At 61.7% G+C, this 25,081-nt stretch carries 29 protein-coding genes and 1 tRNA gene; 16 read left to right on the top strand and 14 right to left on the bottom strand.

Going from position 1 to position 25,081, the window contains the following annotated elements:
* Positions 1–172 precede the first annotated feature (172 nt).
* On the top strand, positions 173–364 hold the full coding sequence (locus ACYU03_RS15310) for a hypothetical protein (RefSeq protein WP_461885450.1): 192 nt from the start codon (positions 173–175) through the stop codon (positions 362–364).
* A 37-nt stretch (positions 365–401) separates the two neighbouring features.
* Here the strand turns inward: ACYU03_RS15310 and ACYU03_RS15305 are convergent, their stop codons facing one another.
* On the bottom strand, positions 402–815 hold the full coding sequence (locus tag ACYU03_RS15305; protein ID WP_461891475.1) for a DoxX family protein: 414 nt from the start codon (positions 813–815) through the stop codon (positions 402–404).
* Positions 816–926: 111 nt separating this feature from the next.
* Positions 927–1,011 (bottom strand) — tRNA-Leu (locus ACYU03_RS15300).
* A 394-nt stretch (positions 1,012–1,405) separates the two neighbouring features.
* Between ACYU03_RS15300 and ACYU03_RS15295 the strand changes: the two genes are divergently transcribed.
* From ACYU03_RS15295 to ACYU03_RS15285, 3 genes are read left to right on the top strand one after another with little or no spacing between them, the layout of a single operon-like run.
* A complete protein-coding gene (locus ACYU03_RS15295) occupies positions 1,406–2,566 on the top strand; it encodes a two-component system sensor histidine kinase NtrB (RefSeq protein WP_461885448.1) in 1,161 nt (386 codons plus the stop codon).
* A gap of 5 nt (positions 2,567–2,571) precedes the next feature.
* On the top strand, positions 2,572–4,017 hold the full coding sequence (locus tag ACYU03_RS15290; RefSeq protein ID WP_461885446.1) for an ATPase domain-containing protein: 1,446 nt from the start codon (positions 2,572–2,574) through the stop codon (positions 4,015–4,017).
* Between the two features lie 19 nt (positions 4,018–4,036).
* Positions 4,037–4,399 (top strand): response regulator, encoded by a 363-nt coding sequence (locus ACYU03_RS15285; protein ID WP_461885444.1) that lies wholly within the window; start codon positions 4,037–4,039, stop codon positions 4,397–4,399.
* Positions 4,400–4,471: 72 nt separating this feature from the next.
* Here the strand turns inward: ACYU03_RS15285 and csrA are convergent, their stop codons facing one another.
* From csrA to ACYU03_RS15250, 7 genes are all read right to left on the bottom strand, one after another.
* Positions 4,472–4,669: a carbon storage regulator CsrA gene (csrA, locus tag ACYU03_RS15280; RefSeq protein WP_461885442.1), complete on the bottom strand. Its 198-nt coding sequence runs from the start codon at positions 4,667–4,669 to the stop codon at positions 4,472–4,474.
* Between the two features lie 313 nt (positions 4,670–4,982).
* On the bottom strand, positions 4,983–6,071 hold the full coding sequence (gene modC, locus ACYU03_RS15275) for a molybdenum ABC transporter ATP-binding protein (RefSeq protein ID WP_461885440.1): 1,089 nt from the start codon (positions 6,069–6,071) through the stop codon (positions 4,983–4,985).
* A 2-nt stretch (positions 6,072–6,073) separates the two neighbouring features.
* On the bottom strand, positions 6,074–6,754 hold the full coding sequence (gene modB / locus ACYU03_RS15270) for a molybdate ABC transporter permease subunit (RefSeq protein WP_461885438.1): 681 nt from the start codon (positions 6,752–6,754) through the stop codon (positions 6,074–6,076).
* Positions 6,754–7,512, bottom strand: a complete 759-nt coding sequence (modA, locus tag ACYU03_RS15265) for a molybdate ABC transporter substrate-binding protein (RefSeq protein WP_461885436.1) — start codon at positions 7,510–7,512, stop codon at positions 6,754–6,756. The genes modB and modA overlap by 1 nt, the downstream gene beginning before the upstream one ends.
* A gap of 204 nt (positions 7,513–7,716) precedes the next feature.
* On the bottom strand, positions 7,717–8,790 hold the full coding sequence (locus tag ACYU03_RS15260; RefSeq protein ID WP_461885434.1) for an NAD(P)H-dependent flavin oxidoreductase: 1,074 nt from the start codon (positions 8,788–8,790) through the stop codon (positions 7,717–7,719).
* A gap of 49 nt (positions 8,791–8,839) precedes the next feature.
* Positions 8,840–9,010: a hypothetical protein gene (locus tag ACYU03_RS15255; RefSeq protein WP_461885432.1), complete on the bottom strand. Its 171-nt coding sequence runs from the start codon at positions 9,008–9,010 to the stop codon at positions 8,840–8,842.
* A gap of 7 nt (positions 9,011–9,017) precedes the next feature.
* On the bottom strand, positions 9,018–9,320 hold the full coding sequence (locus ACYU03_RS15250; protein ID WP_461885431.1) for a DUF1883 domain-containing protein: 303 nt from the start codon (positions 9,318–9,320) through the stop codon (positions 9,018–9,020).
* A 161-nt stretch (positions 9,321–9,481) separates the two neighbouring features.
* Here ACYU03_RS15250 and ACYU03_RS15245 point away from each other — a divergent pair, with 161 nt between their 5' ends.
* The 6 genes from ACYU03_RS15245 (at position 9,482) to gorA (ending at position 15,429) form a co-directional block, all read left to right on the top strand.
* Entirely contained in the window at positions 9,482–9,835 is a 354-nt protein-coding gene (locus ACYU03_RS15245) for a hypothetical protein (RefSeq protein ID WP_461885429.1), read from the top strand.
* Between the two features lie 143 nt (positions 9,836–9,978).
* Positions 9,979–10,629 carry a c-type cytochrome gene (locus tag ACYU03_RS15240; RefSeq protein WP_461885427.1) on the top strand — a complete coding sequence of 217 codons (651 nt, stop codon included), beginning with the start codon at positions 9,979–9,981 and terminating at the stop codon, positions 10,627–10,629.
* A complete protein-coding gene (locus ACYU03_RS15235; protein WP_461885425.1) occupies positions 10,626–11,540 on the top strand; it encodes a c-type cytochrome in 915 nt (304 codons plus the stop codon). Before ACYU03_RS15240 ends, ACYU03_RS15235 begins: the two co-directional genes overlap by 4 nt.
* A gap of 171 nt (positions 11,541–11,711) precedes the next feature.
* Entirely contained in the window at positions 11,712–13,073 is a 1,362-nt protein-coding gene (locus ACYU03_RS15230) for a UDP-glucose dehydrogenase family protein (RefSeq protein WP_461885423.1), read from the top strand.
* A gap of 49 nt (positions 13,074–13,122) precedes the next feature.
* A complete protein-coding gene (galU, locus tag ACYU03_RS15225) occupies positions 13,123–13,962 on the top strand; it encodes a UTP--glucose-1-phosphate uridylyltransferase GalU (RefSeq protein WP_461885421.1) in 840 nt (279 codons plus the stop codon).
* 111 nt (positions 13,963–14,073) lie between these two features.
* Complete coding sequence (gene gorA / locus ACYU03_RS15220; protein WP_461885420.1) at positions 14,074–15,429, top strand: glutathione-disulfide reductase; 1,356 nt, start codon at positions 14,074–14,076, stop codon at positions 15,427–15,429.
* 124 nt (positions 15,430–15,553) lie between these two features.
* Here the strand turns inward: gorA and ACYU03_RS15215 are convergent, their stop codons facing one another.
* On the bottom strand, positions 15,554–15,718 hold the full coding sequence (locus ACYU03_RS15215; RefSeq protein ID WP_461885418.1) for a hypothetical protein: 165 nt from the start codon (positions 15,716–15,718) through the stop codon (positions 15,554–15,556).
* Here ACYU03_RS15215 and ahpC point away from each other — a divergent pair.
* The 3 genes from ahpC to ACYU03_RS15200 all read left to right on the top strand — a co-directional run bounded on the left by ahpC (position 15,717) and on the right by ACYU03_RS15200 (position 18,224).
* The gene (gene ahpC, locus ACYU03_RS15210; RefSeq protein ID WP_461885416.1) at positions 15,717–16,280 is read left to right on the top strand and encodes an alkyl hydroperoxide reductase subunit C; all 564 of its coding nucleotides are present in this window, start codon (positions 15,717–15,719) and stop codon (positions 16,278–16,280) included. The genes ACYU03_RS15215 and ahpC overlap by 2 nt on opposite strands.
* A 126-nt stretch (positions 16,281–16,406) precedes the next feature.
* Positions 16,407–17,969, top strand: a complete 1,563-nt coding sequence (gene ahpF, locus ACYU03_RS15205) for an alkyl hydroperoxide reductase subunit F (protein WP_461885415.1) — start codon at positions 16,407–16,409, stop codon at positions 17,967–17,969.
* Between the two features lie 63 nt (positions 17,970–18,032).
* Positions 18,033–18,224, top strand: coding sequence for a hypothetical protein (locus ACYU03_RS15200; RefSeq protein ID WP_461885413.1), 192 nt, complete (start codon positions 18,033–18,035; stop codon positions 18,222–18,224).
* 143 nt (positions 18,225–18,367) lie between these two features.
* Here the strand turns inward: ACYU03_RS15200 and ACYU03_RS15195 are convergent, their stop codons facing one another.
* From ACYU03_RS15195 to nhaR, 3 genes are all read right to left on the bottom strand, one after another.
* A complete protein-coding gene (locus ACYU03_RS15195) occupies positions 18,368–19,009 on the bottom strand; it encodes a YceH family protein (RefSeq protein WP_461885411.1) in 642 nt (213 codons plus the stop codon).
* A 96-nt stretch (positions 19,010–19,105) separates the two neighbouring features.
* Positions 19,106–20,317 carry a serine/threonine transporter SstT gene (gene sstT, locus ACYU03_RS15190; protein ID WP_461885410.1) on the bottom strand — a complete coding sequence of 404 codons (1,212 nt, stop codon included), beginning with the start codon at positions 20,315–20,317 and terminating at the stop codon, positions 19,106–19,108.
* A 150-nt stretch (positions 20,318–20,467) separates the two neighbouring features.
* Positions 20,468–21,364 carry a transcriptional activator NhaR gene (gene nhaR, locus ACYU03_RS15185; protein WP_461885409.1) on the bottom strand — a complete coding sequence of 299 codons (897 nt, stop codon included), beginning with the start codon at positions 21,362–21,364 and terminating at the stop codon, positions 20,468–20,470.
* Positions 21,365–21,499: 135 nt separating this feature from the next.
* Between nhaR and ACYU03_RS15180 the strand changes: the two genes are divergently transcribed.
* From ACYU03_RS15180 to ACYU03_RS15170, 3 genes are all read left to right on the top strand, one after another.
* Positions 21,500–21,742 (top strand): hypothetical protein, encoded by a 243-nt coding sequence (locus ACYU03_RS15180; protein WP_461885408.1) that lies wholly within the window; start codon positions 21,500–21,502, stop codon positions 21,740–21,742.
* A gap of 26 nt (positions 21,743–21,768) precedes the next feature.
* Positions 21,769–22,521: a TerC family protein gene (locus tag ACYU03_RS15175; RefSeq protein ID WP_461885406.1), complete on the top strand. Its 753-nt coding sequence runs from the start codon at positions 21,769–21,771 to the stop codon at positions 22,519–22,521.
* A gap of 363 nt (positions 22,522–22,884) precedes the next feature.
* Positions 22,885–23,625 carry a peptidase C39 family protein gene (locus ACYU03_RS15170; RefSeq protein ID WP_461885404.1) on the top strand — a complete coding sequence of 247 codons (741 nt, stop codon included), beginning with the start codon at positions 22,885–22,887 and terminating at the stop codon, positions 23,623–23,625.
* An 18-nt stretch (positions 23,626–23,643) separates the two neighbouring features.
* On the opposite strand, the gene ACYU03_RS15165 is transcribed toward ACYU03_RS15170, so the two are convergent.
* Positions 23,644–24,927, bottom strand: coding sequence for an NAD(P)/FAD-dependent oxidoreductase (locus tag ACYU03_RS15165; RefSeq protein ID WP_461885403.1), 1,284 nt, complete (start codon positions 24,925–24,927; stop codon positions 23,644–23,646).
* Between the last annotated feature and the right edge of the window lie 154 nt (positions 24,928–25,081).

The following is a 25,081-nucleotide window of genomic DNA, read 5'->3' as shown; positions in this document are numbered from 1 at the left end:
AAAAGGCCCGCTAAGGTAGCGGGCCAAGACGTTTGAAGGGAGAGCGTCCAGAGTAGTGGAGGTCGGGTTAAGCCAGCATTAACCCAGCGTGCTCTTGGGCTGCCGGCCATCTGGTCATTGACCTTGGTATCCGTTCCGCCTATATAGGCGGGCCGTTATCCTGGAGAAGGTCATGCGCGACGAAGACGATATCCCCGAACCTGAGCACGATCACTTGCTCGATCACGAGTTCCATGACGGCGGTGCCGGACAGGAGCTTGATGCTTCTCCCTTCGACGACGCGCTGGACGAAGACGAAGCTCTGCTCGACGAACTCGAAGGTATGGACCATCCCGCCTGGCACGACGAAGTCGCTGACGACTGAGGCTCCCGGTACGCCGGGAGCCCTGCTCTGAAAAGTGTCAGCCGCGGTCGAGGGAGAAGCGTCCGGCGCCGGTCACTGCGAGTAACAACATGCCGCCGACGATGCTCAGGTTCTTGAAGAACTGTGTCATGTTGGCGCTGCGCTCCGGATCGACCATGCTCCAGAACGGATGGCCGATCAAGGCTGTGCCCAGCACGAACAGGGCGAACAGGAAGGCCAGTGGCCGGGTGTAGAAACCCAGGATCAGCACAATGGCGACGAAGAACTCCATGATCACCGCGATAGCGGCAGCCAGCATGGGGGCGGGTGCTCCCAGGGAGGTCATGTAGCCGACCGTGCCTTCGAAGCCGGTCAACTTGCTCCAGCCGGACATGACGAACAGGATCATCAGCAGGATGCGGGCTAACAGGATGATGGCGTCTCGTTGGCCTTCGAACAGGGTATGGCGCATGGTGGATTTCCAGTGGACAAGGGTCATGTTCCACTCTAGCAGCTGCGCGAAAGTTTTCCGGTCGAGTGGCAGATAGCGAAAAGGCGCCTCTAAGGCGCCTTTCTCAGAAGATGGTGCGAGTGGCGGGACTCGAACCCGCAAGGCTCACGCCGGCAGATTTTAAGTCTGCTGTGTATACCAATTCCACCACACTCGCACGCTTGAAAGGGTCATGGCGACCGGGCGCGCTTCAGATTAGAAGGGCCAGGAGAGAATAGGTTTTCTCCGCAATCAAGCGGGCTTTATAACTCATCGTTATATTTGCGTCAACCGCGTCGTCCTCTTGCAACCCATGCACTTGGGGGCAACCCTTTCTGATGCTCTTGGTCGTGGATGTCTACGGCGGCTTGGCGCACGCCCCGCGCTTGACGGCTCCAGGTGACTAGGTGCTGATTCTGGGGGCTGTCTGTGGCCGTTGAAAGTAGTGATACACCATCGCTTTCGCCCTGTGGCCGTGGAGAGCGAAACCTGAACATTCGCTTCACAGGAATTGTCGACGGGGGCTATTGTCTACGCTCAATAATGTCGAATGCGGTGCCTGTGGAGTTGTCATGGTTCCTTCCGACCGCTCGGATTCTTTTGTCATGTCCTCCAACCGCTATGAGCAACTGGTTCAGGCGGTGGTGGACTACGCTATCTACATGCTCGATGTTTCCGGCCATGTAGTGTCATGGAATCCTGGCGCCGAGCGTATCAAGGGCTATCGCGCCGAAGAGGTCATCGGACGGCATTTCTCGCTGTTCTTTACCGAACAGGACTGCGCCGAAGGGCGGCCCGACTGGCTGCTGCAGCGCGCCTTGAGCACGGGCGGGGCCCAGGATGAGGGCTGGCGCGTGCGCAAGGACGGCACGCAGTTCTGGGCTTTGTCGGCGTTGGATGTGATCCGCGGTCCACAAGGTGAGATCGTCGGCCTGGCCAAGGTCACCCGTGACATCACTGACAGGCGTGACTCCGCACTGCAACTGGACGCCATGCGCGCCCAGTTGTTCCAGGCACAGAAGCTCGAAGCGCTCGGCCAACTCACCGGTGGCCTGGCCCATGACTTCAACAACCTGTTGACCATCATCATCGGCTCGGCCAGGTTGGCGCTGGGCAGTCAGGATCCGCAGCGTGCCCAGCGCTTGCTGGAGCACATTCTCGATGCCGGCCACCGTGGTTCGCAGCTGACCCAGCAACTGCTCAGCTTTGCCCGGCACAAGCATTTGAACGTAACGCGCATTGCTCCTGTCGAACTGGTTGAGTCCACCCGTGGCCTGGTCAGCCATGCGCTGCCGGGCGGGGTCGACTTCGAAGAGCGCCTCCAGCCCGACCTACCTTTTATTGAAGTGGACGCGGGGCAACTGCAGATGGTCCTGCTCAACCTGATCTTCAATGCCCGCGATGCCGTGGGCGCGGAAGGGAGCATTACCCTAGCGGTGAGCTGTGGTGAACTCAATGGAGAGGTGGACGGCTTGCAAGGGCCCTTCGTGCGTTTCGATGTGCGTGACAACGGGCAAGGGATCGACGCCAAGGTAATGCCGCGGATTTTCGAACCTTTTTTCACCACCAAGGCGTTTGGCAAGGGTACCGGCCTGGGGTTGAGCCAGGTCTATGGTTTCGCCAAGCAAAGCAATGGTGCCATCACCGTGTCCAGCGTGGTGGGCGAGGGGACTTGCATGAGCCTCTACCTACCCGCCTGGCGAACGGCCGATGACATCGAACTCGACGGGTGACTGCGATGGTTGAACCACTCAAGCGTCTGGCCACGGGAATCAGCGGACTCGATGCCCTGCTCAAGGGCGGCCTGGTGGCAGGGGCGTCCTATATCGTCCAGGGCCGCCCGGGGTCGGGTAAGACGATCCTGGCCAACCAGCTGGCCTGCAACCACGTCCGGCAGGAGGGGCGGGTGCTGGTGGCGACGCTACTCAGCGAGTCCCACGAGAGACTGTTCCAATACCTGTCGACTCTGAAGTTCTTCGATCCGTCGCTGGTTGGCGACCAGATCCAGTTCGTCAGTGCCTTCGATACCCTGGAGGAGGAGGGCCTTGGCGAGGTGGTCAAGGTCTTGCGCCAGGAGATCGCCCGGCACCAGGCCAGCCTGCTGATCGTCGACGGGTTGCTCAATGCCCGATCCCGAGCGGACACCCCGCTCGACACCAAGAAGTTCATTTCCGAATTGCAAGGGCATGCGGCGTTCGCCGGCTGCACTGTCTTGTTGCTGACCAGTTCGCGGCTGGACGATGGCAGCCCCGAGCACACCATGGTCGATGGCGTCATCGAGCTGAGCGAGCAACTGGTCGGTAGTCGTGCGGTACGGCAGATCCAACTGCGCAAGACCCGCGGCAGCGGCGCGCTGTCGGGGTTGCATGAGTGCGAGATCACCGACGAGGGGTTGCAGGTCTATCCGCGACTGGAGTCACTCTACAGCCACCCCAGCCACTTGGGTTGCGCCACCCTGAGCCGTGTCTCCAGCGGCATCGAGTCTCTCGACCGGGTGCTCGCCGGAGGCCTGGCGGAGGGAGCGGTAAGCTTGGTGATGGGCCCTTCGGGTATTGGCAAGACCTCGCTTGGTCTGAGCTTCCTGGCAGCATCCACGACCGCAGAGCCTGGGCTGCATTTCGGTTTCTACGAAACGCCAGCGCGGTTGCGTCTGAAAGCGCGTTCATTGGGGCATGACTTCACGGCATTGGAACAGCAAGGCTCCCTGCATTTGTGTTGGCAGCCGACCACCGAGGGCCTGCTGGACCAGGTCGGCGCCCGGTTGCTGCAAACCGTGGAGCAGCACGGTATCAAGCGCGTGCTGGTCGACAGCCTGGGGGCGTTCAGCCGCCTGGCGAACAACCCGGCGCGCCTGAACGAGTTCTTCCGTGCGCTGACCGGCGAGCTGCGTGCCCGCAATATCAGCGTGCTGCTGACTTGGGAGATGCGCGATATCTTCGGTTCGGAAATCAACGCTCCGGCACCGGACCTGTCGAGCATCGTCGACAACCTCCTGCTCATGCGGTTCGTCGAACTGGACTCCCAACTCAAGCGCATGCTCTCTGTGCTCAAGGTTCGGGACAGCCAGTACGATCCGGCCCTACAGGAAATGCTCATCAGTGGGCAGGGTATTACCCTGCGCAAGGCCTTCTCTGGTGCCAGCGGCGTGCTTACGGGTACGCCGGTGCCGCCAGCGCAGAGCTGATGAGAAAGGTGATGGGACGATGAACACCATTCTGATCGTCGACGACGAGTACCTGATTGCCGATATCCTCGGTTTTGCCTTGGAGGACGAGGGCTACCTGGTGGAAAAGGCCAGTAACGGCAAGAAGGCACTGGATGTTCTGAACGAGAAGCGTGTGGAGCTGGTGATCACCGACTACATGATGCCGGTGCTCAATGGCGAGGAGTTGGCGCGGGAAATTCGCGAGAAGCTGCAGATGCCTGATTTGCCAGTGATCCTCATGAGCGGCGCGCAGGCCAGCATGGGGCGGACCAGTCCACAATTGTTCGCCGCGGTGTTCGACAAGCCTTTCGACATGGACAAGATGGTCGCCAAGGTGCGCGAACTGCTTGGCACCTCCTGAGGCAAAGGCAGATTCCCGCACGGGCGGGCAATCGGGGTCAAGCGCATCCGTGCGGCTTGAAGCAGTCGCCACTCAGTGCTGGTCGTCCCCTTTCTCCGGAGCCGGAGTGCCGGCCTGAATGCGCTTGTAGATCTCTTCTCGGTGGACCTGGACATCCTTCGGCGCATCGATGCCGATCCTCACTTGCATCCCTTTGACGCCCAGAATGGTGACTTTGATGTCATCGTTGATGACGATGCTTTCGCCAACCTTGCGGGTGAGTATCAGCATGTAGTTCTCCTTGGTGATATTGAAAGCCGCGCAGCAATCGCCGCAACGGCCGGGAGCGGGGCCCTGTGGCCTGTCCCTCTTCCTTCTCATTAAAGACGCTTTCGGCGGATATTAATTCCTCCGCAGACAAATTCTGTAGCGTGTCTTTAGTCGCAGGTGCCCACAGTCAACAGGGCCAAAGACTGTCGGTGGAGGTGCTCTGGTGGCAAGGATAGGGGGCTTGGGCCGATATGGGAAATTTCTCTTCATGATGAAGGGTATAGACCCAATCGATGAGCTCTCACAGGGCTTCAAGTCACGCCGGTGCCGGTGCTCAACCCAGCAGCGCCACCGACTTGATCTGAGCCCACAACGCTTGCCCCGGGTGCAGCCCGAGCTGGTCGGCCGAATAGCGGGTGATGCGGGCCAGCAGCAGGTTGCCAGCAGCGTCCAGGCTGACCAGGACATGGGCTGCGTTATCGGCAGGGCGGAATTCGCGCACTTGCACTGGCAGGCGATTGAGAATGCTCGACGCACAGTCTTCGCTCAGGCTGAGGCTGACATCACGAGCTTGCACCTTGACCCGCAGCGTGGTGCCTGTGGCTTGGGCGGAATGGGTGATGCGCAGCAGTGGCCCGTCTCCTGGCAACTGCAGGTCGAGCAATTGGTAGTGTGGGTCATGGGCGCGTACCCGGCCCTCTAGCACTACGCCGGCATCCTCGCCCTGAGCCAGGGGCAGGTCGAGGCGGGCCAGGGTATCGGCGACCGGCCCGCTGGCCATGGCCTTACCCTGTTCCAGCAGGACCACGTGATCGGCCAGGCGGGCGACTTCGTCCTGGGCATGGCTAACATAGACCAGTGGGATATCCAGCTCGTCATGCAGGCGTTCCAGGTACGGCAGGATCTCACGTTTGCGAGGGCCATCCAGGGCTGCCAGGGGTTCGTCCATCAGCAACAGCCGCGGGCTGCTCAGCAACGCCCGGGCAATGCCGACGCGCTGCGCCTCGCCGCCAGACAAGGTGGCGGGCTTGCGCTGCAGCAGGTGGCCGATGCCGAGCAACTGGCAGGCTTGGTCCAGGCTGACCTTGCGCTCGCTGGCTGCAATGCGGCGCCAACCGAACTCGAGGTTGCCACGCACCGACAGGTGTGGAAACAGGCTGGCTTCCTGGAATACATAGCCGACCGGGCGTTTGTGTGGGGCGAGGAAATAGCCGCGCTGGGAGTCTTCCCAGACCTCGCCATTGATTTCGATGTAGGCCTGGGGCGCGCGTTCCAGGCCGGCCAGGCAGCGCAGGCAGGAGGTCTTGCCCGAGCCGGAATGGCCGAACAGCGCGCTGATTCCGTGTCCAGGCAGTTGCAGGTCGACATCCAGGATGAAATCACCACGGCTGAGGGTCAGCCGCGCATGGATCGCTGTACTCATGTTCAGCTCCAGCCCGCCTTGCCACGGCGTCCGGCATAGAGCATCAGCAGCACCAGGAAGGAGAACACCAGCATGGCACCGGCCAGCCAGTGGGCTTGCGAATATTCCATGGCCTCGACGTGATCGAAGATCTGCACCGAGACCACACGGGTCTTGTTGGGAATGTTGCCGCCGATCATCAGTACCACGCCGAACTCGCCCACGGTATGGGCAAAACCGAGGATGCTGGCAGTGATGAAGCCAGGGCGGGCCAGCGGCAACACGACATGGACGAAGGTATCCCAGGGACTGGCGCGCAGGGTCGCGGCCACTTCCAGGGGGCGTTCGCCGATGGCGCTGAAGGCGTTCTGTAGCGGCTGCACCACGAAGGGCATGGAATAGACCACCGAGCCGATCACCAGCCCCGTGAAGCTGAACACCACGCTGCCCAGGCCCAGGGCTTGGGTAGCCTGGCCAATCCAGCCGTTCGGGCCGAGGGCGAGCAGCAGGTAGAAGCCGATCACGGTCGGTGGCAATACCAGCGGCAGGGCCACCACCGCGCCTATCGGCCCGCGCAGCCAGGAGCGCGTGCGCGCCAGCCACAAGGCGATAGGCGTGCCTACCAGGAGGAGGATCAGGGTGGTCAGGCTGGCCAGTTTAATGGTCAGCCAGACTGCGCCCAGGTCGCTGGCGTCAAGTGGCATCAGAGTTCGTAGCCGTACGACTTGATCACTGCAGCGGCTTTCGGACCTTTGAGGTAATCAACCAGTGCCTTGGCGGCCGGGTTGTCCTTGCCTTTGTTGAGGATCACCGCATCCTGGAGGATCGGCTCATGCAACTCGGCCGGGACGATCCAGGCAGAACCGCTCTCGACCTTGCCGTCCTTGTAGATCTGCGACAGCGCCACGAAACCCAGCTCGGCATTGCCGGTGGAGACGAATTGGAATGCCTGGGTGATGTTCTGACCCTCGACCAGTTTTGGCTTGGTCGCTTCGGTCAGGTTGAGCTTGTCCAGCACCTGGGTGGCGGCCAGGCCGTAGGGCGCGGCCTTGGGGTTGGCGATGGAGAGGTGCTTGAATTCGTTCTTCTTCAGCACTTCGCCCTTGTCGTCGACATAGCCGGGTTTGGCCGACCACAGTGCCAGGGTGCCGATGGCGTAGGTGAAACGCGAGCCGGGAACGATCTCGTTTTCCTGCTCCAGCTTGGCGGGTGTGGTGTCATCGGCGGCGAGGAACACCTCGAAGGGGGCGCCGTTCTTGATCTGCGCGTAGAACTGGCCAGTGGCGCCAAAGGCGGCGACCAGCTTGTGACCGGTGTCCTGCTCGAAGTCCTTGGCAATGGCCTGGATTGGTGCGGTGAAGTTGGCGGCAACAGCGACCTGAACTTCATCGGCCCAGGCGCTGCCGAGGGCGAACAGGCTGGCCAGGGCACCGAAGGCCATATGGGACGGGCGAATACGCATGAGGACAGCTCCTTGGGGCGGGTTATCGTTATGTGGCCGACTATATAGCGATAACCCGTCCGTCGGGAAGTGGGCAATGAGCGCGGCTGCGCAGCTCATAACAGGTTTCCTGCATACCTCGTTCATCTAGTCGACGTAGCAGGGCCTGTAGGAGCTAGCGTCAGCTGGCGAAGTGTGATGAAAGACAGTTGTCCTTGCCTGGGCTCAACGCCCCAACAGCTTCAGGGCGTTTTCCGCCAGGTTGCGGGTCAGCTCGCCAGCCGGCAGGTGCTGGCCCAGGCGCAGGGCCTGACCAGACCAGAGGTTGCTGAAGTCGCTGCTGCCCTGGGGCTCACTGATCGCCCGCAGTGGCATCAGGGCGCCTCCTGCCAGGGGGAAGCGTGGTGCCAGCCCGCTGATCGGCCCCAGCTCGCGCATGATGCGGTTGTTGATGCCACGGGCCGGACGGCCGGTGAACAGGTTGGTCAGTGCCGTGTCGCTGGCCGAAGCGTTGTCCAGCGCGTGGCGGTGGGCTGGTGAGACCTTGGCCTCGGGGCTGAACAGGTAGGCGGTGCCGATCTGTACCGCCGAGGCACCCAAGGCCAGGGCCGCGACCAGGCCGCGGTGGTCGCCGATGCCGCCGGCTGCGATCACTGGCACCTTGACCGCATCCACCACCTGCGGCACCAAGGCGAAGGTGCCGATCTGGCTGTGGATGTTCTCGGTGAGGAACATGCCGCGATGGCCGCCGGCCTCATAGCCCATGGCAATGACCGCGTCGCAGCCATGGGCCTCCAGCCACAGGGCTTCCTCGACCGTAGTGGCGCTGGACAGCACCTTGGCGCCGCTGGCCTTGACCCGTTGCAGCAACGCTGCCTCGGGCAGGCCGAAGTGAAAGCTGACGACCTCCGGGCGCAAGGACTCCACCAACTCGCAGCTCTGTTCATCGAACGGAGCGCGGTTGGAGACGGGCGTCGGTGCCGCGAAGTCCGCGCCCACTTCCTCGTAATAGGGCTTGAGTGCCTGCTTCCACCGCGCATCGTGCCCGGCATCGGGGGCGGGCGGCTGGTGGCAGAAGAAGTTCAGGTTGAGCGGAGCTTGGCAGCCCAGGCGGAAGACCTCGATCTCGGCGCGCACTTGCTCGGCCGTGAGCATGGCGCAGGGCAGGGCACCGAGGCCACCGGCATTGCCTACCGCAATGGCCATGGCCGAACCGCAGGCGCCGGCCATGGGCGCCTGGAGAATGGGCACCTCGATGCCCAGAAGGTCGAGGATGCGGCTGTCTGGCCAGGTGCTCATGCGCGGAGGCTCCTTTCTATGCGGCGTGTTGATCCTGTGTTCAGGTGGATTACAGGGCCTTGCTGACCTGGATATCGCTGATCTTCCCGGCGTCATCGCCATGGATCTTGCGCAGGGCTTGCTGGGCCTGCTCCAGCGAGGCATCAGGCATGTGTGCGAAGTCCCAGCGGCGCTCGCCGTCGAGCTTGTACTTGATCACGTATTTGATGGTCTGGGTCATGGCGCTTTTATCTCAGTTGCGACGACGAACGACGGATGATCTTGATCTTGTGGGTGAAGGTCGGCTTGCGCACCACCGAGAGGGCGCGGGGGCCGACAGTGTCGATGGTGATGTTCCAGAAGCCGGTGCTTGGAACGGTGATCTTGGCCGGGAAGCGGATGAAGGCACCGCCGTGGTAGGTGTGTCGGCCACCGTTCTTGAAACTGCGGAAGTTGGCGTCATTCATCAGACGGATGTTGCAGCGCTGGGAGCATTCGATGACGACGATGTCGTCCTCGTTGAGGTGCTCGCGCTGGTGTACGAATTTCATGGAGGTCTCCGCAAGGGATTGGTTCAGCAAAGGCAAAAGATACCACGATGTCGGGCTACACTGGCGGTTCAGAGGGTGGGGCAGGGATAAAACCGCCAGGCAAGGGAGCAAAATTGCCTGGGCATTGTCCAACCGTTTCTTTAATGGCAGAGGTGTTGCGAATGAGGTGGATGTTGGCAGCGTTGGCAGTGACGCTGGGGGGATGCGTCAGTGTGTCGGAGCTCGAGCAATCGCGTGAGACGATGGATGTGATTTCCGGCAAGACGCCACGTGAATATGCCGATTGCATCAAAGCGAAACTGGCTGATACCCGCGAGCCACTGCAGGAAGAAACACGCGATGAAGGCTACCGTCTGGTCGTGCCGCAGAAGCTGGCTGGCGGGCCGGCTGCGTTGATCGATATCGACAAGCGCGGCAGTGGCAGTAGCATCAAGGTCCATGAACGTTTGAATAACTTCCCCCTGCGCCTGGGCGATGTACGCACCGCGGCCACCCAGTGCATCTCCGGTTCTTGACTCAGCTCAGCAAATGATCGATTAGCAGGCAAATTGCCACTTCCTTGTCCGCCCGGGCGTTGTTCCTGGGCGGCTATAGGCCTAATATTTTTAGGCTTATATCTTTTAAGCCTAAGCTTATAACAAGGAAAGGGAGTCCCGTGATGAACCTACTGGGTCGCTTTTTGATCAGCAGTATGCTGATAGGGGGCTGGTCTATGGCGCAGGCCGCCGATGGCCAGAAAATCTTCACACAAGGCGGACAGGACCCCGCCGCCATGGCTTGCCTGGGGTGCCATGGCCCTGATGGAAAAGGCGTTGCCGCTGCGGGGTTTCCGCGTTTGGCGGGCTTGCCAGCCGGTTACCTGAGCAAGCAACTAGCAGACTTTCGCAGTGGCAGCCGCAAGCACGCCATCATGGAGCCACTGGCCAAGGCGCTCAGTGATGAGGAGATTCAGGCCGTCAGCGCCTCGCTGGCCAACATGCCGTCTGATCCCGCACCGGACTTGCGTCGTCAGCGGATGACCAGCGATCCGGTGGAGAAGTTGGCGCTCTACGGCGACTGGAACCGGCAGATCCCTGGCTGCGTTCAATGTCACGGACCGGGCGGCAGTGGCGTTGGCGAGCATTTTCCACCTCTTGCCGGGCAACCGGCGACCTACCTGATCGCACAACTCGATGCCTGGCGCGACGGCAGCCGCAGCAATGACCCGAACCAGTTGATGGTTGGCGTGGCCAAGGCCATGACCGATGCCGAGGTCAAGGCAGTCGCTGAGTATTTCGCCAATGTCGTCAGCCAGGAGGCCCAACAATGAAACGCTTGACTCCAGCCATTCTGGCCCTCGGTCTGGGCAGCACCCAGGCGGCGACCATCGCCATGGAAGACCAGTCCCAGCTCAAGGTCCCGGGCAGCCAGGCTGCCCCAGTGTTCATGCCGCCCGCTGAAAGCGACTTGCCGGACAACGCATTCGGCGAGATGGTCCGTGAAGGTTACGCCTTGTTCGTCGATACCCGCCGGCTGATGCCGGAAGCCGTGGGCAATGGCATGAACTGCAGCAACTGCCACCTTGACCAGGGCCGTATGGCCCATTCCGCGCCATTGTGGGGCGCCTACCCGATGTACCCGGCCTATCGCAAGAAGAATGACAAGGTAAATACCTACGCCGAGCGCATCCAGGGTTGTTTCCAGTTCAGCATGAATGGCAAGCCCCCAGCGGCCGATAGCCCACAGATGACCGCGCTGTCGGTCTATTCGTACTGGTTGGCGAGCCAGGCCCCCATCGGTGTGGAAACCCCTGGCCGTGGCTACCCCGAGGTACCACAGCCCAAGGGCGGCTATGACTTCAAGCGCGGTGAGCAGGTCTACCAGCAGCAATGTGCGATCTGCCATGGTGACAACGGGGAGGGGCAGAAGGTCGCCGGTGAGTACGTGATGCCGCCTTTGTGGGGCAAGGACTCCTACAACTGGGGGGCCGGCATGCACCGGATCAACACCGCCGCTTCCTTCATCAAGCACAACATGCCCCTGGGCAAGCCCTCCAGCTTGAGCGACCAGCAGGCCTGGGACGTGGCTGCCTGGATCAACCGCCACGAACGGCCGCAGGACCCACGCCTGGTGGAGGGCTCGGTCGAGAAAACGCGGCTGAAGTTCCATGGCAACGACGGCGTCAACCTCTATGGCCAGCAGCTCGATGGCGTGCTGATCGGACAAGGTACCGATGGCTGATAGACCCTGAGTGCAAGGCACGCCACTCCCACACGCGGGCGACAGCCGAAGGAGCGTGCCTTTTTGGGGCTGTTGGCATGGCTTCCACTGTCACCGCATTGCCCCAAGGCTGTCACCGCCCTGCAATGGCCCTTGGGTGCAATGGCTGCATCTTGCTGAGGAGGTGCGGCCATGGAGCTCTGTGTGATCGGTGCGGGGTATGTGGGGCTGGTCACGGCGGCCTGTTTCGCCGAGATGGGCAACCGGGTGGTCTGCCTGGAGCGTGACCAGGCGCGCCTGGCGCAACTGCGGCAAGGACAGTGTCCCATTCATGAGCCGGGCTTGCAGGCGCTGCTGCAGACCCAATTGCGCAGCGGCCAGCTGAGCTTCACCGAGCAGTGGGAACAGGCGCTGGCCAAGGCTGATGTCATCTTCATCGCCGTGGGTACGCCCAGTCAGGAGGACGGCTCAGCCGATCTGCAGCATGTGTTGGCGGTGGCCGACAGCCTTGGCCGCTACTTGGTGCGCTCTTGCTTGGTGGTCAACAAGTCAACCGTGCCGGTGGGCACCGCAGAGCGTGTGGCAGGGCACATCGGCGCAGGTATACGTAAGCGGGGAGCATCCTTTACCGTCGACGTGGCGAGCAACCCAGAGTTCCTCAAGGAGGGCAGTGCCGTCAGCGACTTCATGAGGCCAGACCGGGTCATCATCGGCTGCGATAGCGAGCAGGCGAGCCAGTGCCTGCAGCGGCTCTACGCGCCGTTCGTTCGTAACCACGAGCGGGTGTTGCTGATGACTCCGCGCGCTGCCGAGTTCAGCAAGTACGCGGCCAATGCCTTCCTTGCCACCAAGATCTCCTTCATCAATGAGTTGGCCGGGTTGTGCGCGCACCTGGACGTGGACATCGAGCAGGTGCGCCGTGGCATAGGCAGCGACCGACGCATCGGCAGCCATTTCATTTATGCCGGTTGCGGCTACGGCGGTTCGTGCTTTCCCAAGGATGTGCGGGCGCTGATCCATTGCGCCGAGCAGCAGGGCTATCGGCCTGCGATCCTGCAGGCCGTGCAGGCACGCAATAACGAGCAAAAAGCCTTGTTGTTCCGCGCCTTGCATCAACATTTCGGAGGCTTCCTACGCGGCCGCACCGTGGCGCTCTGGGGGCTGGCCTTCAAACCGGGAACGGACGACCTGCGTGAAGCGCCGAGCCTGGTTCTGCTCGAGGCCTTGCTGGCAGCGGGGGCTCGGGTGCAGGCCTGCGACCCGGCAGCCCTGGCAGGTGTCGCCAGCGCCCATCCGCAGGCCCTGGCCAGCGGCCAACTACGGCTGATGGAGGACCCTTACGCCTGCGTCGAAGGCGCCGATGCCCTGGTGCTGGTGACCGAGTGGAAGCAATTCCGCCAACCGGACTTCTTGCGGGTGCGCGGGCTGATGCGCATGCCGGTGCTATTCGACGGGCGCAATATTTACGATCCATTGGAACTATCTACGCTGGGTTATCTCTATCATGGAATTGGCCGGCCGCCGGCGGGGCATTGTAAGGTGTCTGCCGCCTGATTAGACTGCGCCGAGAGTTTCGTACGCAAAACCCTTGTTAAGGATGGATATGATCAAGAAATGCTTGTTCCCGGCAGCCGGTTACGGCACCCGCTTCCTGCCCGCTACCAAAGCCATGCCCAAGGAAATGCTGCCAGTGGTCAACAAGCCACTTATCCAGTATGGCGTCGAAGAAGCGCTGGACGCTGGCCTGAACGAAATCTCCATCGTTACCGGCCGTGGCAAGCGTGCACTGGAAGACCATTTCGACATCAGTTATGAGCTGGAAACCCAGATCAAGGGCACCGACAAGGAAAAATACCTGGTCGGCATCCGCCGCCTGATCGACGAGTGCTCTTTCTCCTACACCCGTCAGACCGAAATGAAAGGCCTGGGCCACGCTATCCTCACTGGCCGTCCGCTGATCGGCGATCAGGCGTTCGCGGTGGTCCTGGCGGATGACCTGTGCGTCAACCTCGAAGGTGACGGTGTGCTCAAGCAGATGGTCAAGCTGTACGAGCAATTCCGCTGCTCGATCGTCGCCATCCAGGAAGTCGACCCGCAGGAAACCAACAAGTACGGCGTGATTGCCGGCGAGATGATCCGCGACGACATCTACCGTGTGAACGCAATGGTCGAGAAGCCCAAGCCTGAAGACGCCCCGTCCAACCTGGCGATCATCGGTCGCTACATCCTGACGCCAGACATCTTCAAGCTGATCGAAGAAACCGAGCCGGGCAAGGGCGGTGAAATCCAGATCACCGATGCGCTGATGAAGCAGGCGCAAAACGGCTGTGTGATGGCCTACAAGTTCAAGGGCAAGCGCTTCGACTGCGGTGGCGCCGAAGGCTACATCGAGGCGACCAACTTCTGCTTCGAGAACTTCTACAAGTCGGGCAAGGCGTACTAAGCCACAAGCTACAAGTCGTCCGCGCAAGCTTCTCGCACTTCCTGTAGCTTGGAGCTTGAAGCTTGGCGCAAAAGAAGCCACCCTCGGGTGGCTTTTTTGGAGGAGTTTATTGTGGCCTACGATTTTGATCTGTTCGTGATTGGCGCCGGTTCCGGCGGCGTCCGGGCCGCGCGCTTTGCCGCGGGGTTTGGCGCGAAAGTGGCAGTGGCTGAGAGCCGCTACCTGGGGGGCACCTGTGTCAACGTCGGCTGCGTGCCGAAAAAGTTGCTGGTTTATGGCGCGCACTTCGCCGATGACTTCGAGCAGGCATCGGGTTTTGGCTGGTCACTGGAGGATGCGCAGTTCGACTGGGGCACGCTGATCGCCAACAAGAACCGCGAGATCGAGCGACTCAACGGTATCTACCGTAACCTCCTGGTCAACAGCGGCGTGACATTGCTGCAAGGCCACGCTCGACTTACCGCTGCCCACGAGGTGGAGGTCGAGGGGCAGCGCTACACTGCCGAGCGAATCCTTATCGCCACCGGCGGATGGCCGCAGATCCCGGACATTCCTGGCAAGGAGCTGGCGATCAGTTCCAACGAGGCCTTCTATCTCAAGCAACTGCCTCGGCGAGTGCTGGTGGTCGGCGGCGGCTATATCGCCGTGGAGTTTGCCGGCATCTTCCAGGGCCTGGGTACCAGCACTACCTTGCTGTACCGCGGCGACCTGTTCCTGCGAGGCTTCGACGGGTCGGTGCGCACGCACCTGAAGGAAGAGTTGGAGAAGCGCGGCCTGGACCTGCAGTTCAACAGCGATATCCAGCGTATCGACCAGCAAGAAGATGGCAGCCTCAAGGCGACCCTCAAGGATGGTCGCGAGTTGGTCGCCGACTGTGTGTTCTACGCCACTGGCCGCCGTCCGATGCTGGACGACCTGGGGCTGGAGAACACCGGCGTGGAGTTGGACGCACGCGGGTACATCCGCGTCGATGACCAGTACCAGACCACCGAGCCTTCTATCCTCGCCATTGGTGATGTGATCGGCCGTGTACAGCTCACCCCGGTCGCCCTGGCCGAAGGCATGGCCGTGGCCCGCCGCCTGTTCAAGCCCGAGCAGTACCGGCCGGTGGACTACCTGAACATCCCCACGGCAGTATTCAGTCAGCCACCGATCGGCACCGTCGGCTTGACCGAAGAGCAGGCGCTCGAGGCCGGGCATAAGGTACAAATCTTCGAAAGCCGCTTCCGGCCGATGAAGTTGACCATGACCGAGGTTCAGGAAAAGACCCTGATGAAGCTGGTGGTCGACGCCGAGACCGACCGCGTGCTCGGTTGCCACATGGTCGGGCCGGACGCCGGCGAGATCATTCAAGGCCTGGGCATTGCCCTCAAAGCGGGGGCGACCAAGCAGCAGTTCGATGAAACCATCGGTGTGCACCCGACGGCGGCCGAGGAATTCGTGACGCTGCGTACGCCGACCCGCTGAGCGCCAGTCGGCGAGTATGGCTCTCTCGAATCGCGGGCAAGCCCGCTTCTACAGGACATCGGTGTCTGCGCCGTAACTGTAGGGGCGGGCTTGTCTGCGATAGGCCTGTACAGGAGGCGGTACATCATCCTGAATCCAGGGTGGCCTTCAGCTCAATCCCTTCTATTAATATCCACCCGTTATAGCCAAAACCAATCACCAGCATGAGCTTTGCCAATGAGCCTTTGTCGGCAGCGTTGGTTAGTATTCTCCCATCAAGTTTCTCAACCCCTGAAGGAGCGTCACTCATGCCTATCATCAATAGCCAGGTCAAACCGTTCAACGCTACCGCTTACCACAACGGCGAATTCGTCGAAGTGTCCGAAGCCGACCTCAAGGGCAAGTGGTCCGTTGTGTTCTTCTACCCAGCCGACTTCACCTTCGTTTGCCCGACCGAGCTGGGCGACCTGGCTGACAACTACGCCGAGTTCCAGAAGCTGGGCGTGGAAATCTACGGTGTGTCCACCGACACCCACTTCACCCACAAAGCCTGGCACGACACCTCGGAAACCATCGGCAAGATCAAGTATCCGCTGATCGGTGACCCGACTCACGCTATCGCTCGCAACTTCGACGTGCTGATCGAAGAAGCTGGTCTGGCTGACCGCGGTACCTTCGTGATCAACCCAGAAGGCCAGATCAAGATCGTCGAAATCAACGACGGTGGTGTAGGCCGCGATGCCAGCGAGCTGCTGCGCAAGGTCAAGGCTGCTCAGTACGTCGCTGCCCACCCAGGCGAAGTCTGCCCGGCCAAGTGGAAAGAAGGCGAAGCCACTCTGGCTCCTTCGCTGGACCTGGTCGGCAAGATCTAAGACCGTGCGCCAGCCGCGGGCGGTGAGCAGCCGCCACACCTGATGTTGTCACCGCCCCGCCAAAACGCCCGGGCGAATCTGCCTGGGCGTTTTTATTTACACCGTTTGAAAAAGGAATCGCCCGTTATGTTGGACGCCACGCTTAAATCGCAACTCAAAGCCTACCTGGAGCGGGTCACCCAGCCGATCGAGATCGTTGCATCGCTCGACGACGGCGCGAAATCCCGCGAACTGCACGACCTGCTGGTGGAAATCACCGGCCTGTCCGACCTGATTTCTCTGCGTGTGGACGGTGACGACGCCCGTCGCCCATCGTTCGCGCTCAATCGCCCTGGGGGTGATATCAGCCTGCGTTTCGCCGGCATCCCCATGGGCCACGAATTCACCTCCTTGGTCTTGGCACTGCTGCAAGTCGGCGGCCACCCCTCCAAGGCGAGCGCCGAAGTGATCGAACAGATCGCCGGGCTCAAGGGTGAGTTCAACTTCGAAACCTACTTCTCGCTGTCCTGCCAGAACTGCCCGGACGTGGTCCAGGCCCTTAACCTGATGGCGGTGCTCAATCCGAATGTGCGCCATGTGGCCATCGACGGTGCGCTGTTCCAGGATGAGGTCGAGGCCCGCAAGGTCATGGCTGTGCCGAGCATCTACCTCAATGGCGAAGTCTTCGGCCAGGGCCGCATGGGCCTGGAGGAGATCCTCGGCAAGATCGATACCAGCGCCGGTGAGCGCCAGGCCGAGAAGATCAACGCCAAGGACGCCTTCGATGTGCTGGTAGTCGGTGGTGGCCCTGCCGGCGCTGCAGCGGCCATCTATGCGGCGCGCAAAGGCATCCGCACCGGTGTCGCGGCCGAGCGCTTCGGCGGCCAGGTGCTGGACACCATGGCCATCGAGAACTTCATCTCGGTCCAGGAAACCGAAGGGCCGAAGCTGGCCAGCGCCTTGGAAGAGCACGTCAAGCAGTATGACGTCGACATCATGAACCTGCAGCGTGGTGAAGCGCTGATCCCAGCCAGCGACGGTGGCCTGCACGAAGTACGCCTGGCCAGTGGCGCCTCGCTCAAGGCCAAGACCGTGATCCTGGCCACTGGTGCCCGCTGGCGTGAAATGAACGTACCGGGCGAGAAGGAATATCGCAGCCGTGGCGTGGCCTACTGCCCGCACTGTGACGGCCCACTGTTCAAGGGTAAGCGCGTAGCAGTGATCGGTGGTGGCAACTCCGGCGTGGAAGCGGCCATCGACCTGGCCGGTATCGTCGCCCATGTGACCCTGATCGAGTTCGACAGCCAGCTGCGAGCCGACGCCGTGTTGCAGCGTAAGTTGCACAGCCTGCCGAACGTCAAGGTGATCACCTGCGCTTTGACTACCGAAGTGCTGGGCGACGGTGAGAAGGTCAACGGCCTGCGCTACAAGGACCGCACCACCGAGCAAGCGCACGACCTGCAGCTCGAAGGCATCTTCGTGCAGATCGGTCTGTTGCCCAACACCGATTGGCTCAAGGGCACGGTCGAGCTGTCGCCGCGTGGCGAGATCATTGTCGATGCCAAGGGCCAGACCAACCTGCCGGGCGTGTTCGCTGCCGGTGACGTCACCACCGTGCCGTACAAGCAGATCGTCATCGCCGTGGGCGAGGGCGCCAAGGCTTCCCTGGCTGCCTTCGACCACCTGATCCGCACCTCGGCACCGGCCTGAAACTGATCGGGGCCTCCGCGGCGGGTGTCTATAGTGAGACAGATACCTGCCGGAGAGGCCCCGATGACGTTGATCAGCCGTGAACCCTGGTGGCTCGTGCCACCCAAACCCGGTCAGCAGGAGAAAGACCTGCACTGGGGCTACCTGGAAATCTACGCTGATGGTCGCACCGTGTTCGTCGACCAGCGTCCCAGCGATCAGGAACTGGCCGAGCGCAAGAGCTGCCGCAACTTTCCCGAACCTGATAAAAACTGAGCCAGTTCGCTGTTCGCGCCGGTTTGACGTGTTTCCTATGGTCGGCACGGGACCAGTAGGAGCCAGAGACAGGGCCGTTAGGCGGACGTCTGCATCACCGGCTATCGCCAGAAGCGCTTGCTGCCAAATCCGCGTCCTCGCTGTTACTCCAACTCGGCCAAGCGCGCCTCCAGCGCAGCGATCCTTGCCTCCAGCGCTTCGATCCGCTCTTCCGATACCCCGCTACCACCGCTGCGTTCGCCACCTTGCTGGCGTGCGGCGAGAATCGCCTCGATCTCTGCCGGGTCGCCCAGGGCATGGGTGTAGCGGTCTTCACGCTGGCCGGCTTGGCGCGGCAGGTGCAGGGCCAGTTCGCGGGAGACCAGGCGCTCGAGCTGGTGCTGGACCTGCTCGGCGTCCTCGAAGGCATGCAGGCGGTTGCTGCGGGTTAGCAGTTCGTTGACTGTCTGCGGGCCGCGCAGGAACATCAGGCCCAGCAGGATTAGCTGTGCCGGCACCAGTTCCAGTGCTTTGTCGGCCCGCTGTTCCCAGCGGTCGGCGCGGCTGCCCATCTGCAGTCGGGTCATGCCCTGTGCCTCGAGGGCGCGCAGGCTCTGGCCGACCTGGCCTGGGGTGAGGTTCATCACCGGTTCCCGGCTGGTCTTCTGGTTGCAGGCCAGGACCAGGGCATTGAGGGTCAGCGGGTAGCTTTCCGGGCTGGTGGCCTGTTTCTCGATCAGCGAACCGAGGATTCGGATCTCGACGCTGCTGAAACGGCCTTCGCCGGAGGTATCGTGTTCTGACATGGCCCTGTCTCTATACGAGGAAAGGCCCCTAGCCTAGGGGCGTGACAGGGCAAAGACAAGCTGCCGGCGCATGGGGCGCCGGCGGTTGGGAAAGTTTCAGGCGCCTTGGCGCTCTTTGGCCTCACAGGCCGCGGCGGTGAAGATCACATCGGTGGAGGAGTTCAGCGCGGTTTCGGCCGAGTCCTGCAGCACGCCGATGATGAAGCCCACGGCCACCACCTGCATGGCGATCTCGCTCGGGATGCCGAACAGACTGCACGCCAGTGGAATCAGCAGCAGCGAGCCGCCGGCCACGCCCGAGGCGCCGCAGGCGCAGATCGATGCCACCACGCTGAGCAGCACCGCGGTCGGCAAGTCCACCGGAATCGCCAGGGTGTGCACGGCAGCTAGGGTCAACACGGTGATGGTGATCGCCGCTCCGGCCATGTTGATGGTGGCGCCCAGCGGGATCGACACCGAATAGGTGTCTTCGTGCAGGCCGAGTTTCTCGCTCAGCGCCAGGTTGACCGGGATGTTGGCTGCAGAGCTGCGGGTGAAGAAAGCAGTGATGCCGCTCTCGCGCAGGCACAGCAGAACCAGTGGGTAGGGATTGCGGCGGATCTTCCAGAATACGATCAGCGGGTTGGCCACCAGCGCCATGAACAGCATGCAGCCGATCAGCACCGTCAGCAGGTGCAGGTAGCCAAGCAGGGCGTCCAGACCGGACTCCGCCAAGGTCGAGGCGACCAGGCCGAAGATCCCCAACGGCGCGAAGCGGATTACCACGCGTACGATCAGGGTTACGCCGTTGGACAGGTCCTCGACTACGGTACGGGTGGTTTCACCGGCATGGCGCAGGGCTATGCCCAGGCCGATAGCCCAGGTCAGGACACCGATGAAATTGGCGTTCAGCAGCGCATTGACTGGATTGTCCACGGCGCTCAGCAGCAGGTTTTGCAATACTTCGGTGATGCCACCGGGAGCGCTAAGCGATGTCTCGGTGGTGCTGAGCACCAAGGTGGAAGGAAAGGTCATGCTGGCAACCACGGCGACCACGGCAGCGGAAAAAGTACCGAGCAGGTACAGCCAGAGGATGGGACGGATATGGGTTTCCTGACCGTGGCGATGATTGGCGATCGACGCCATGACCAGGATGAACACCAGTATTGGCGCCACCGCCTTGAGGGCCGAGACGAATACCTTGCCGAGGAACGCCAGATTGCTGGCTGCCGAGGGCGCGATCAGGGCCAAAGCGATGCCGGCCACCAGGCCAATCACGATCTGCGTCACCAGGCTGGTGCGGTTCAACAGGTGGAGGACAGGGGTCATGTGGGTGGATTCTCTGTCTTGTAAAAGTAATGAGTTCGGGGCGTACCCACGAAAAGGGCGCGACTTTAGCACAGAGCGGAGAGGGCTTCGCGTTTCGATCCGTTTCCACCATCCAGAAAACCTCCGCTCTGCGCCGACCTTTAGTGCCCCTCACCAGTTGAACAGTTCACGCCGTGCCCCTTCGGTGATGGCGACGATTCCCGGGTGCTTCACCTTGCGCTCTACCGAGATGGCGTAGAACGACTCATTGACCGCTTCGGTCTGGCCGATCAACTGCACGCCATACTGGCGGCACACTTCTTCGGCAATCACACTTGGCGCGACGAAGATGCCGCTGCCGGATTGACCGAAGGCCTGCATCAGCGCGCTGTCGTCGAACTCGCCGATGATCTGCGGCTGCACCTGCTGTTCGGCCAGCCAGCGCAACAGGCGGCTGCGAACCACGGTTTCCTGACCGGGGATCAGCAGCGGTGCATGGTGCAGGCAGGCAGGGAAGGGCTGGTCATGCTTGCGGGCCAGGTCGGCGGTGGCGAAGAAGCTCAGGCCGCATTCGCCGAGCTTCTGGCTGTAGCCCTTGATGTCCAGGTGGTTAGGCATGGGGCTGTCGGAGATCACCAGATCCAGGCGCTGGATCGCCAGGTCGGCGAGCAGGCGTTCGAGCTTGTCTTCCCGACAACTGATGCGCAGCACGCTGTCCAGCTCCATGGTTGGTGCCAACAGGCGGTAGACGATGGACTTGGGCACCACGTCGGCCACGCCGACTCGGAACAGGATCTGCTGTTCCTCGGGCCGGGCCCGCAACATGGCCTCCAGTTCGCTGCCGATCTGGAACATTTGCTCGGCGTAGGTAAGGGTCTGGCGGCCACTCTCGGTCAGCTCCAACTGACGCCCCACGCGCTGGAACAACTCGATGCCGTAGGTTTGTTCGAACAGGCTGATCTGCCCGCTGATGGTTTGTGGTGTCAGGTTCAGTTGCTCGCTGGCGCGCACGATGCTGCCGGTCTTGGCCACTACCCAGAAGTAATGCAACTGCCGGTAATTGAGCACGGGGGTGCCTCTATTCGTAAAAACCGAAGTATAACCGGTGAAAATACGAATTTTCCTGATGTATTGGCGTCCCTAGAATGCATTCACATCAGGCGCCGGGTAGGCGCTGACGAATCATCGACAAGAGAGGGATCCATGCTTCAATTCAAATCTATCGGTACGCCACTGGTGTTGCTGCTGGCCGTGCTATCCACGGCAGGTTGCGACCAGGCTGAGAAGTCCACTCAGCAAATGCTCGACCAGGCTGCCGAATCGGCCAAGCAGGCCATCGACAAGACCAATGCGGCCGCCCAGCAAGCGCTGAGCGAAGCCATTGGCAGTAACGGTGAGAAGGCGCCCAGCGATGCTGGCGACAAGAGCAAGACCCAGGACATCTGACCCAAGACCCGATGCAGGATTGATTCATGGAATATTTGCTGGAACTCGCTGCAAGCCCGACCGCCTGGGTCGCCTTGGCCACTCTGGTGGCCATGGAGATCGTGCTGGGTATAGACAACCTGATCTTCATCTCCATCCTGACCAACAAGCTACCTGAGGCTTACCGCTCCAAGGCGCGACGTGTCGGCATCAGCATGGCCTTGATCATGCGCCTGGCGTTGCTCAGCACCGTGGCCTGGATCGTCCAACTCACTGACCCAGTGTTCGAGGTGTTCGACCAGAGCTTCTCCTGGAAGGACATGATCCTGATCGCTGGCGGCCTGTTCCTGTTGTGGAAGGCGACCAAGGAAATCCATGAGAGCGTCGATCCACGCGGCGCCAAGGAAGAAGCCAAGGTTTCCTCGACCATCACCTTGGGTTTCAGCGCGGCGATTTTCCAGATTCTGTTGCTGGATATCGTCTTTTCGGTGGATAGCATCATCACCGCCGTGGGCATGACCGAGCACCTGCCGATCATGATCATCGCCGTGATCAGCGCCGTGATCGTGATGCTGGTGGCGGCCGACCCGCTGGCCAACTTCATCAACGACAACCCGACCGTGGTGATGTTGGCCCTGGGCTTCCTGATCATGATCGGCATGACCCTGATCGCCGAAGGTTTCGGCGCCCATGTGCCCAAAGGCTACGTCTATGCCGCTATGGCCTTCTCCACCGCGATCGAGGTGCTGAATATCCTGTCGCGCCGGGCAAGGGTCAAGCGTGAGGCGGCTGAAAGATGACCGTTGGTCGACGCTGAGTCTGTAGCCATCAATGCGCGTTGGCGTGCCGACGCGCGCGACGCGCAGGGGCGGTTGGCAAGGTCTTGGGCGGGGCGGAATGATGGGGGTGATGGCGGCGAACGATTCGCAGCACACCCCAAAGCATGGCGGCCGCGACGCTAAGCCACATACCGACCAGCATGAGGATTGCCATTGTAAGGCTCATGTGTGCCTCCTTCTCTCTGGCGGGCCTCGTGGCTCGCCATCCAGACACTGCTTAAGTCTAGCCTGTCGCCCATGACGTTCCATTGACCGATGGTCTATCCCCTTGGGCCACTTTGTTCTAAGGCAGGGGCAGGCTATACCCGGGCGCGCCGCCAGCCTATGATCAGCCTCCAGGGCCGGGCGCTGTCTGCCTGGCGTCGATACAAGCGAGTGCCCATGTTGCAAGTTTCCGCGAAGTCGTTCACCGCCCCGCGCCGCCTGCTGGCGGCCTGCCTCGTGGCTGCATGCCTGGCTGGTTGCGCCAGCCAGCCACCCTCAGCGCTCAACGGGCTTGCCCAGCGTGTCGAGTTGGGCAGCGTGCCGTTCTATCAGGGCAATGCCAACCACAGCGGCGCCATGGCCCTTGCCGCGCTGCTGTCGCAGCAGGGCGTACAGATTACCCCGGGTTTGCTCGACAAGCCGCTGAACCTGCCCCAGGGGGCCGAGTCATTGCAATCCGGCATACCCAAGGCGGCCCGTGAATATGGCATGGTCGTCTATCCGTTGGAGGCGCGCCTGGATGCCTTGCTGGCACAGGTCGCTGCGGGCAATCCAGTATTGCTGCGTTATCAGGAAGGTTCGGCGTTCTGGAGCGAGCCGCGCTATGCGTTGCTGGTCGGTTACGACCGTTACAAGGAGCGGGTGCTGTTGCGCTCCGGGATGAACCGGCGGTTGCTGATGGACTTCGATGACTTCAATACGGCTTGGGCCAAGGAGGGGAGTTGGGCTGTATTGGTCCAGCCACCGCGGCAATTGCCGGCCCAAGTGGACCGGCAGCGCTGGTTGCAGGCCGCCGATGAACTGGCCCGGGCAGGCCAGGAGTTGGCGGCGCGGCAGGCGGTCAGCACTCTGGGGCCGTGACCGCTCGCCGGGTGTCGCTTAGATGCCCAGGCGGTCGCGCAGGCTGTAGTACCAGGCGCCCAAAGCGCTGAATGGTACGCGCAGCAACTGGCCGCCCGGGAACGGGTAGTGCGGCAGTTCGGCGAAGGCGTCGAAGCGCTCGGCCTGGCCACGCAGGGCTTCGGCCAGCACCTTGCCTGCCAGGTGGGTATAGGTGACGCCGTGGCCACTGCAGCCCTGGGAGTAATAGATGTTGTCGCCCAGACGGCCCACTTGCGGCAGGCGCGACAGGGTCAGCAGGAAGTTGCCGGTCCAGGCGTAGTCGATCTTCACGTTCTTCAGTTGCGGGAAAGCCTTCAGCATCTTCGGACGGATGATCGCTTCGATGTTCGCTGGGTCGCGGGCGCCGTAGACCACGCCACCACCGAAGATCAGGCGCTTGTCACCGGTCAGGCGGTAGTAGTCGAGCAGGTAGTTGCAGTCCTCGACGCAGTAGTCCTGTGGCAGCAAGGTCCGGGCCAGCTCATCACCCAGGGGCTCGGTGGTGATCACCTGGGTGCCGCATGGCATGGACTTGGCGGCCAGTTCGGGCACCAGGTTGCCCAAGTAGGCGTTGCCGGCGACGATGATGAACTTGGCGCGCACCTTGCCTTGCGGGGTATGCACCACGGGGTTGGCACCGCGCTCGATGCGTACGGCTGGGGTTTGTTCATAGATGATGCCGCCCAGCGACTCGACTGCCGCGGCTTCGCCCAGGGCCAGGTTCAACGGATGGATGTGGCCGCCGCTCATGTCGAGCATGCCGCCGATATAGTTGTCGCAGGCCACTACTTCGCGAATGCGCTTCTGATCCATCAGCTCCAGCTGGTTGTGGCCGAAGCGTTCCCACAGGCGTTTCTGCGATTCCAGATGGCCCATCTGCTTGGCGGTCAGGGCGGCGAACACGCCACCGTCCTTCAGGTCGCACTGGATGTTGTACTTGGCCACACGCTCACGGATGATACGGCCGCCTTCGAAGGCCATCTGGCCCAGCAGTTGCGCCTGCTTGGGGCCGACGGTGCGTTCGATCACATCGATGTCGCGGCTGTAGCTGTTGACGATCTGGCCACCGTTGCGGCCCGAGGCACCAAAGCCAACCTTGGCCGCCTCGACGATGGTCACCTTGAAGCCGTTCTCGAGCAGGAACAGGGCGCTGGACAGGCCGGTATAGCCTGCACCGATGATGCAGATGTCAGTTTCCACCTCGCCCTGCAGCGCCGGACGTGGCGGCACCGGGTTGGCCGAGGCGGCGTAGTAGGACTGGGGGTAGGGGGTATTGGCCATGCTCAGGAAACCTCTGTTTTATATTTTTTACGAATGTACCGATGCTATCAATAATAATAAACACCCGCTAGTCGTCTGTTGAAAATCCTTTACCCGTCATTCAGGTAAATAGTTTTTAGATTCAGTGGGTTAGGGTGAAAAAAAGAGTTGACAC

Source organism: Pseudomonas sp. X10 (assembly GCF_054889225.1).
This window is presented reverse-complemented; position numbering and strand designations above follow the sequence as displayed.

Excerpts from the sequence above, each read along its gene's own strand:
- ACYU03_RS15165 (WP_461885403.1), bottom strand. The coding sequence starts at position 24,927 with ATGGCCAATACCCCCTACCCCCAGTCCTACTACGCCGCCTCGGCCAAC.
- ACYU03_RS15180 (WP_461885408.1), top strand. The coding sequence starts at position 21,500 with ATGCTTCAATTCAAATCTATCGGTACGCCACTGGTGTTGCTGCTGGCC.
- modB (WP_461885438.1), bottom strand. The coding sequence starts at position 6,754 with ATGCCACTTGACGCCAGCGACCTGGGCGCAGTCTGGCTGACCATTAAA.
- ACYU03_RS15290 (WP_461885446.1), top strand. The coding sequence starts at position 2,572 with ATGGTTGAACCACTCAAGCGTCTGGCCACGGGAATCAGCGGACTCGAT.
- ACYU03_RS15240 (WP_461885427.1), top strand. The coding sequence starts at position 9,979 with ATGAACCTACTGGGTCGCTTTTTGATCAGCAGTATGCTGATAGGGGGC.
- modC (WP_461885440.1), bottom strand. The coding sequence starts at position 6,071 with ATGAGTACAGCGATCCATGCGCGGCTGACCCTCAGCCGTGGTGATTTC.
- ACYU03_RS15310 (WP_461885450.1), top strand. The coding sequence starts at position 173 with ATGCGCGACGAAGACGATATCCCCGAACCTGAGCACGATCACTTGCTC.
- modA (WP_461885436.1), bottom strand. The coding sequence starts at position 7,512 with ATGCGTATTCGCCCGTCCCATATGGCCTTCGGTGCCCTGGCCAGCCTG.
- ACYU03_RS15255 (WP_461885432.1), bottom strand. The coding sequence starts at position 9,010 with ATGACCCAGACCATCAAATACGTGATCAAGTACAAGCTCGACGGCGAG.
- ahpC (WP_461885416.1), top strand. The coding sequence starts at position 15,717 with ATGCCTATCATCAATAGCCAGGTCAAACCGTTCAACGCTACCGCTTAC.
- sstT (WP_461885410.1), bottom strand. The coding sequence starts at position 20,317 with ATGACCCCTGTCCTCCACCTGTTGAACCGCACCAGCCTGGTGACGCAG.
- ACYU03_RS15230 (WP_461885423.1), top strand. The coding sequence starts at position 11,712 with ATGGAGCTCTGTGTGATCGGTGCGGGGTATGTGGGGCTGGTCACGGCG.
- ACYU03_RS15235 (WP_461885425.1), top strand. The coding sequence starts at position 10,626 with ATGAAACGCTTGACTCCAGCCATTCTGGCCCTCGGTCTGGGCAGCACC.
- ACYU03_RS15215 (WP_461885418.1), bottom strand. The coding sequence starts at position 15,718 with ATGAGTGACGCTCCTTCAGGGGTTGAGAAACTTGATGGGAGAATACTA.
- ahpF (WP_461885415.1), top strand. The coding sequence starts at position 16,407 with ATGTTGGACGCCACGCTTAAATCGCAACTCAAAGCCTACCTGGAGCGG.
- ACYU03_RS15260 (WP_461885434.1), bottom strand. The coding sequence starts at position 8,790 with ATGAGCACCTGGCCAGACAGCCGCATCCTCGACCTTCTGGGCATCGAG.
- ACYU03_RS15195 (WP_461885411.1), bottom strand. The coding sequence starts at position 19,009 with ATGTCAGAACACGATACCTCCGGCGAAGGCCGTTTCAGCAGCGTCGAG.
- galU (WP_461885421.1), top strand. The coding sequence starts at position 13,123 with ATGATCAAGAAATGCTTGTTCCCGGCAGCCGGTTACGGCACCCGCTTC.
- ACYU03_RS15175 (WP_461885406.1), top strand. The coding sequence starts at position 21,769 with ATGGAATATTTGCTGGAACTCGCTGCAAGCCCGACCGCCTGGGTCGCC.
- ACYU03_RS15285 (WP_461885444.1), top strand. The coding sequence starts at position 4,037 with ATGAACACCATTCTGATCGTCGACGACGAGTACCTGATTGCCGATATC.
- ACYU03_RS15170 (WP_461885404.1), top strand. The coding sequence starts at position 22,885 with ATGATCAGCCTCCAGGGCCGGGCGCTGTCTGCCTGGCGTCGATACAAG.
- ACYU03_RS15250 (WP_461885431.1), bottom strand. The coding sequence starts at position 9,320 with ATGAAATTCGTACACCAGCGCGAGCACCTCAACGAGGACGACATCGTC.
- ACYU03_RS15200 (WP_461885413.1), top strand. The coding sequence starts at position 18,033 with ATGACGTTGATCAGCCGTGAACCCTGGTGGCTCGTGCCACCCAAACCC.
- ACYU03_RS15305 (WP_461891475.1), bottom strand. The coding sequence starts at position 815 with ATGCGCCATACCCTGTTCGAAGGCCAACGAGACGCCATCATCCTGTTA.
- ACYU03_RS15245 (WP_461885429.1), top strand. The coding sequence starts at position 9,482 with ATGAGGTGGATGTTGGCAGCGTTGGCAGTGACGCTGGGGGGATGCGTC.
- ACYU03_RS15295 (WP_461885448.1), top strand. The coding sequence starts at position 1,406 with ATGGTTCCTTCCGACCGCTCGGATTCTTTTGTCATGTCCTCCAACCGC.
- csrA (WP_461885442.1), bottom strand. The coding sequence starts at position 4,669 with ATGCTGATACTCACCCGCAAGGTTGGCGAAAGCATCGTCATCAACGAT.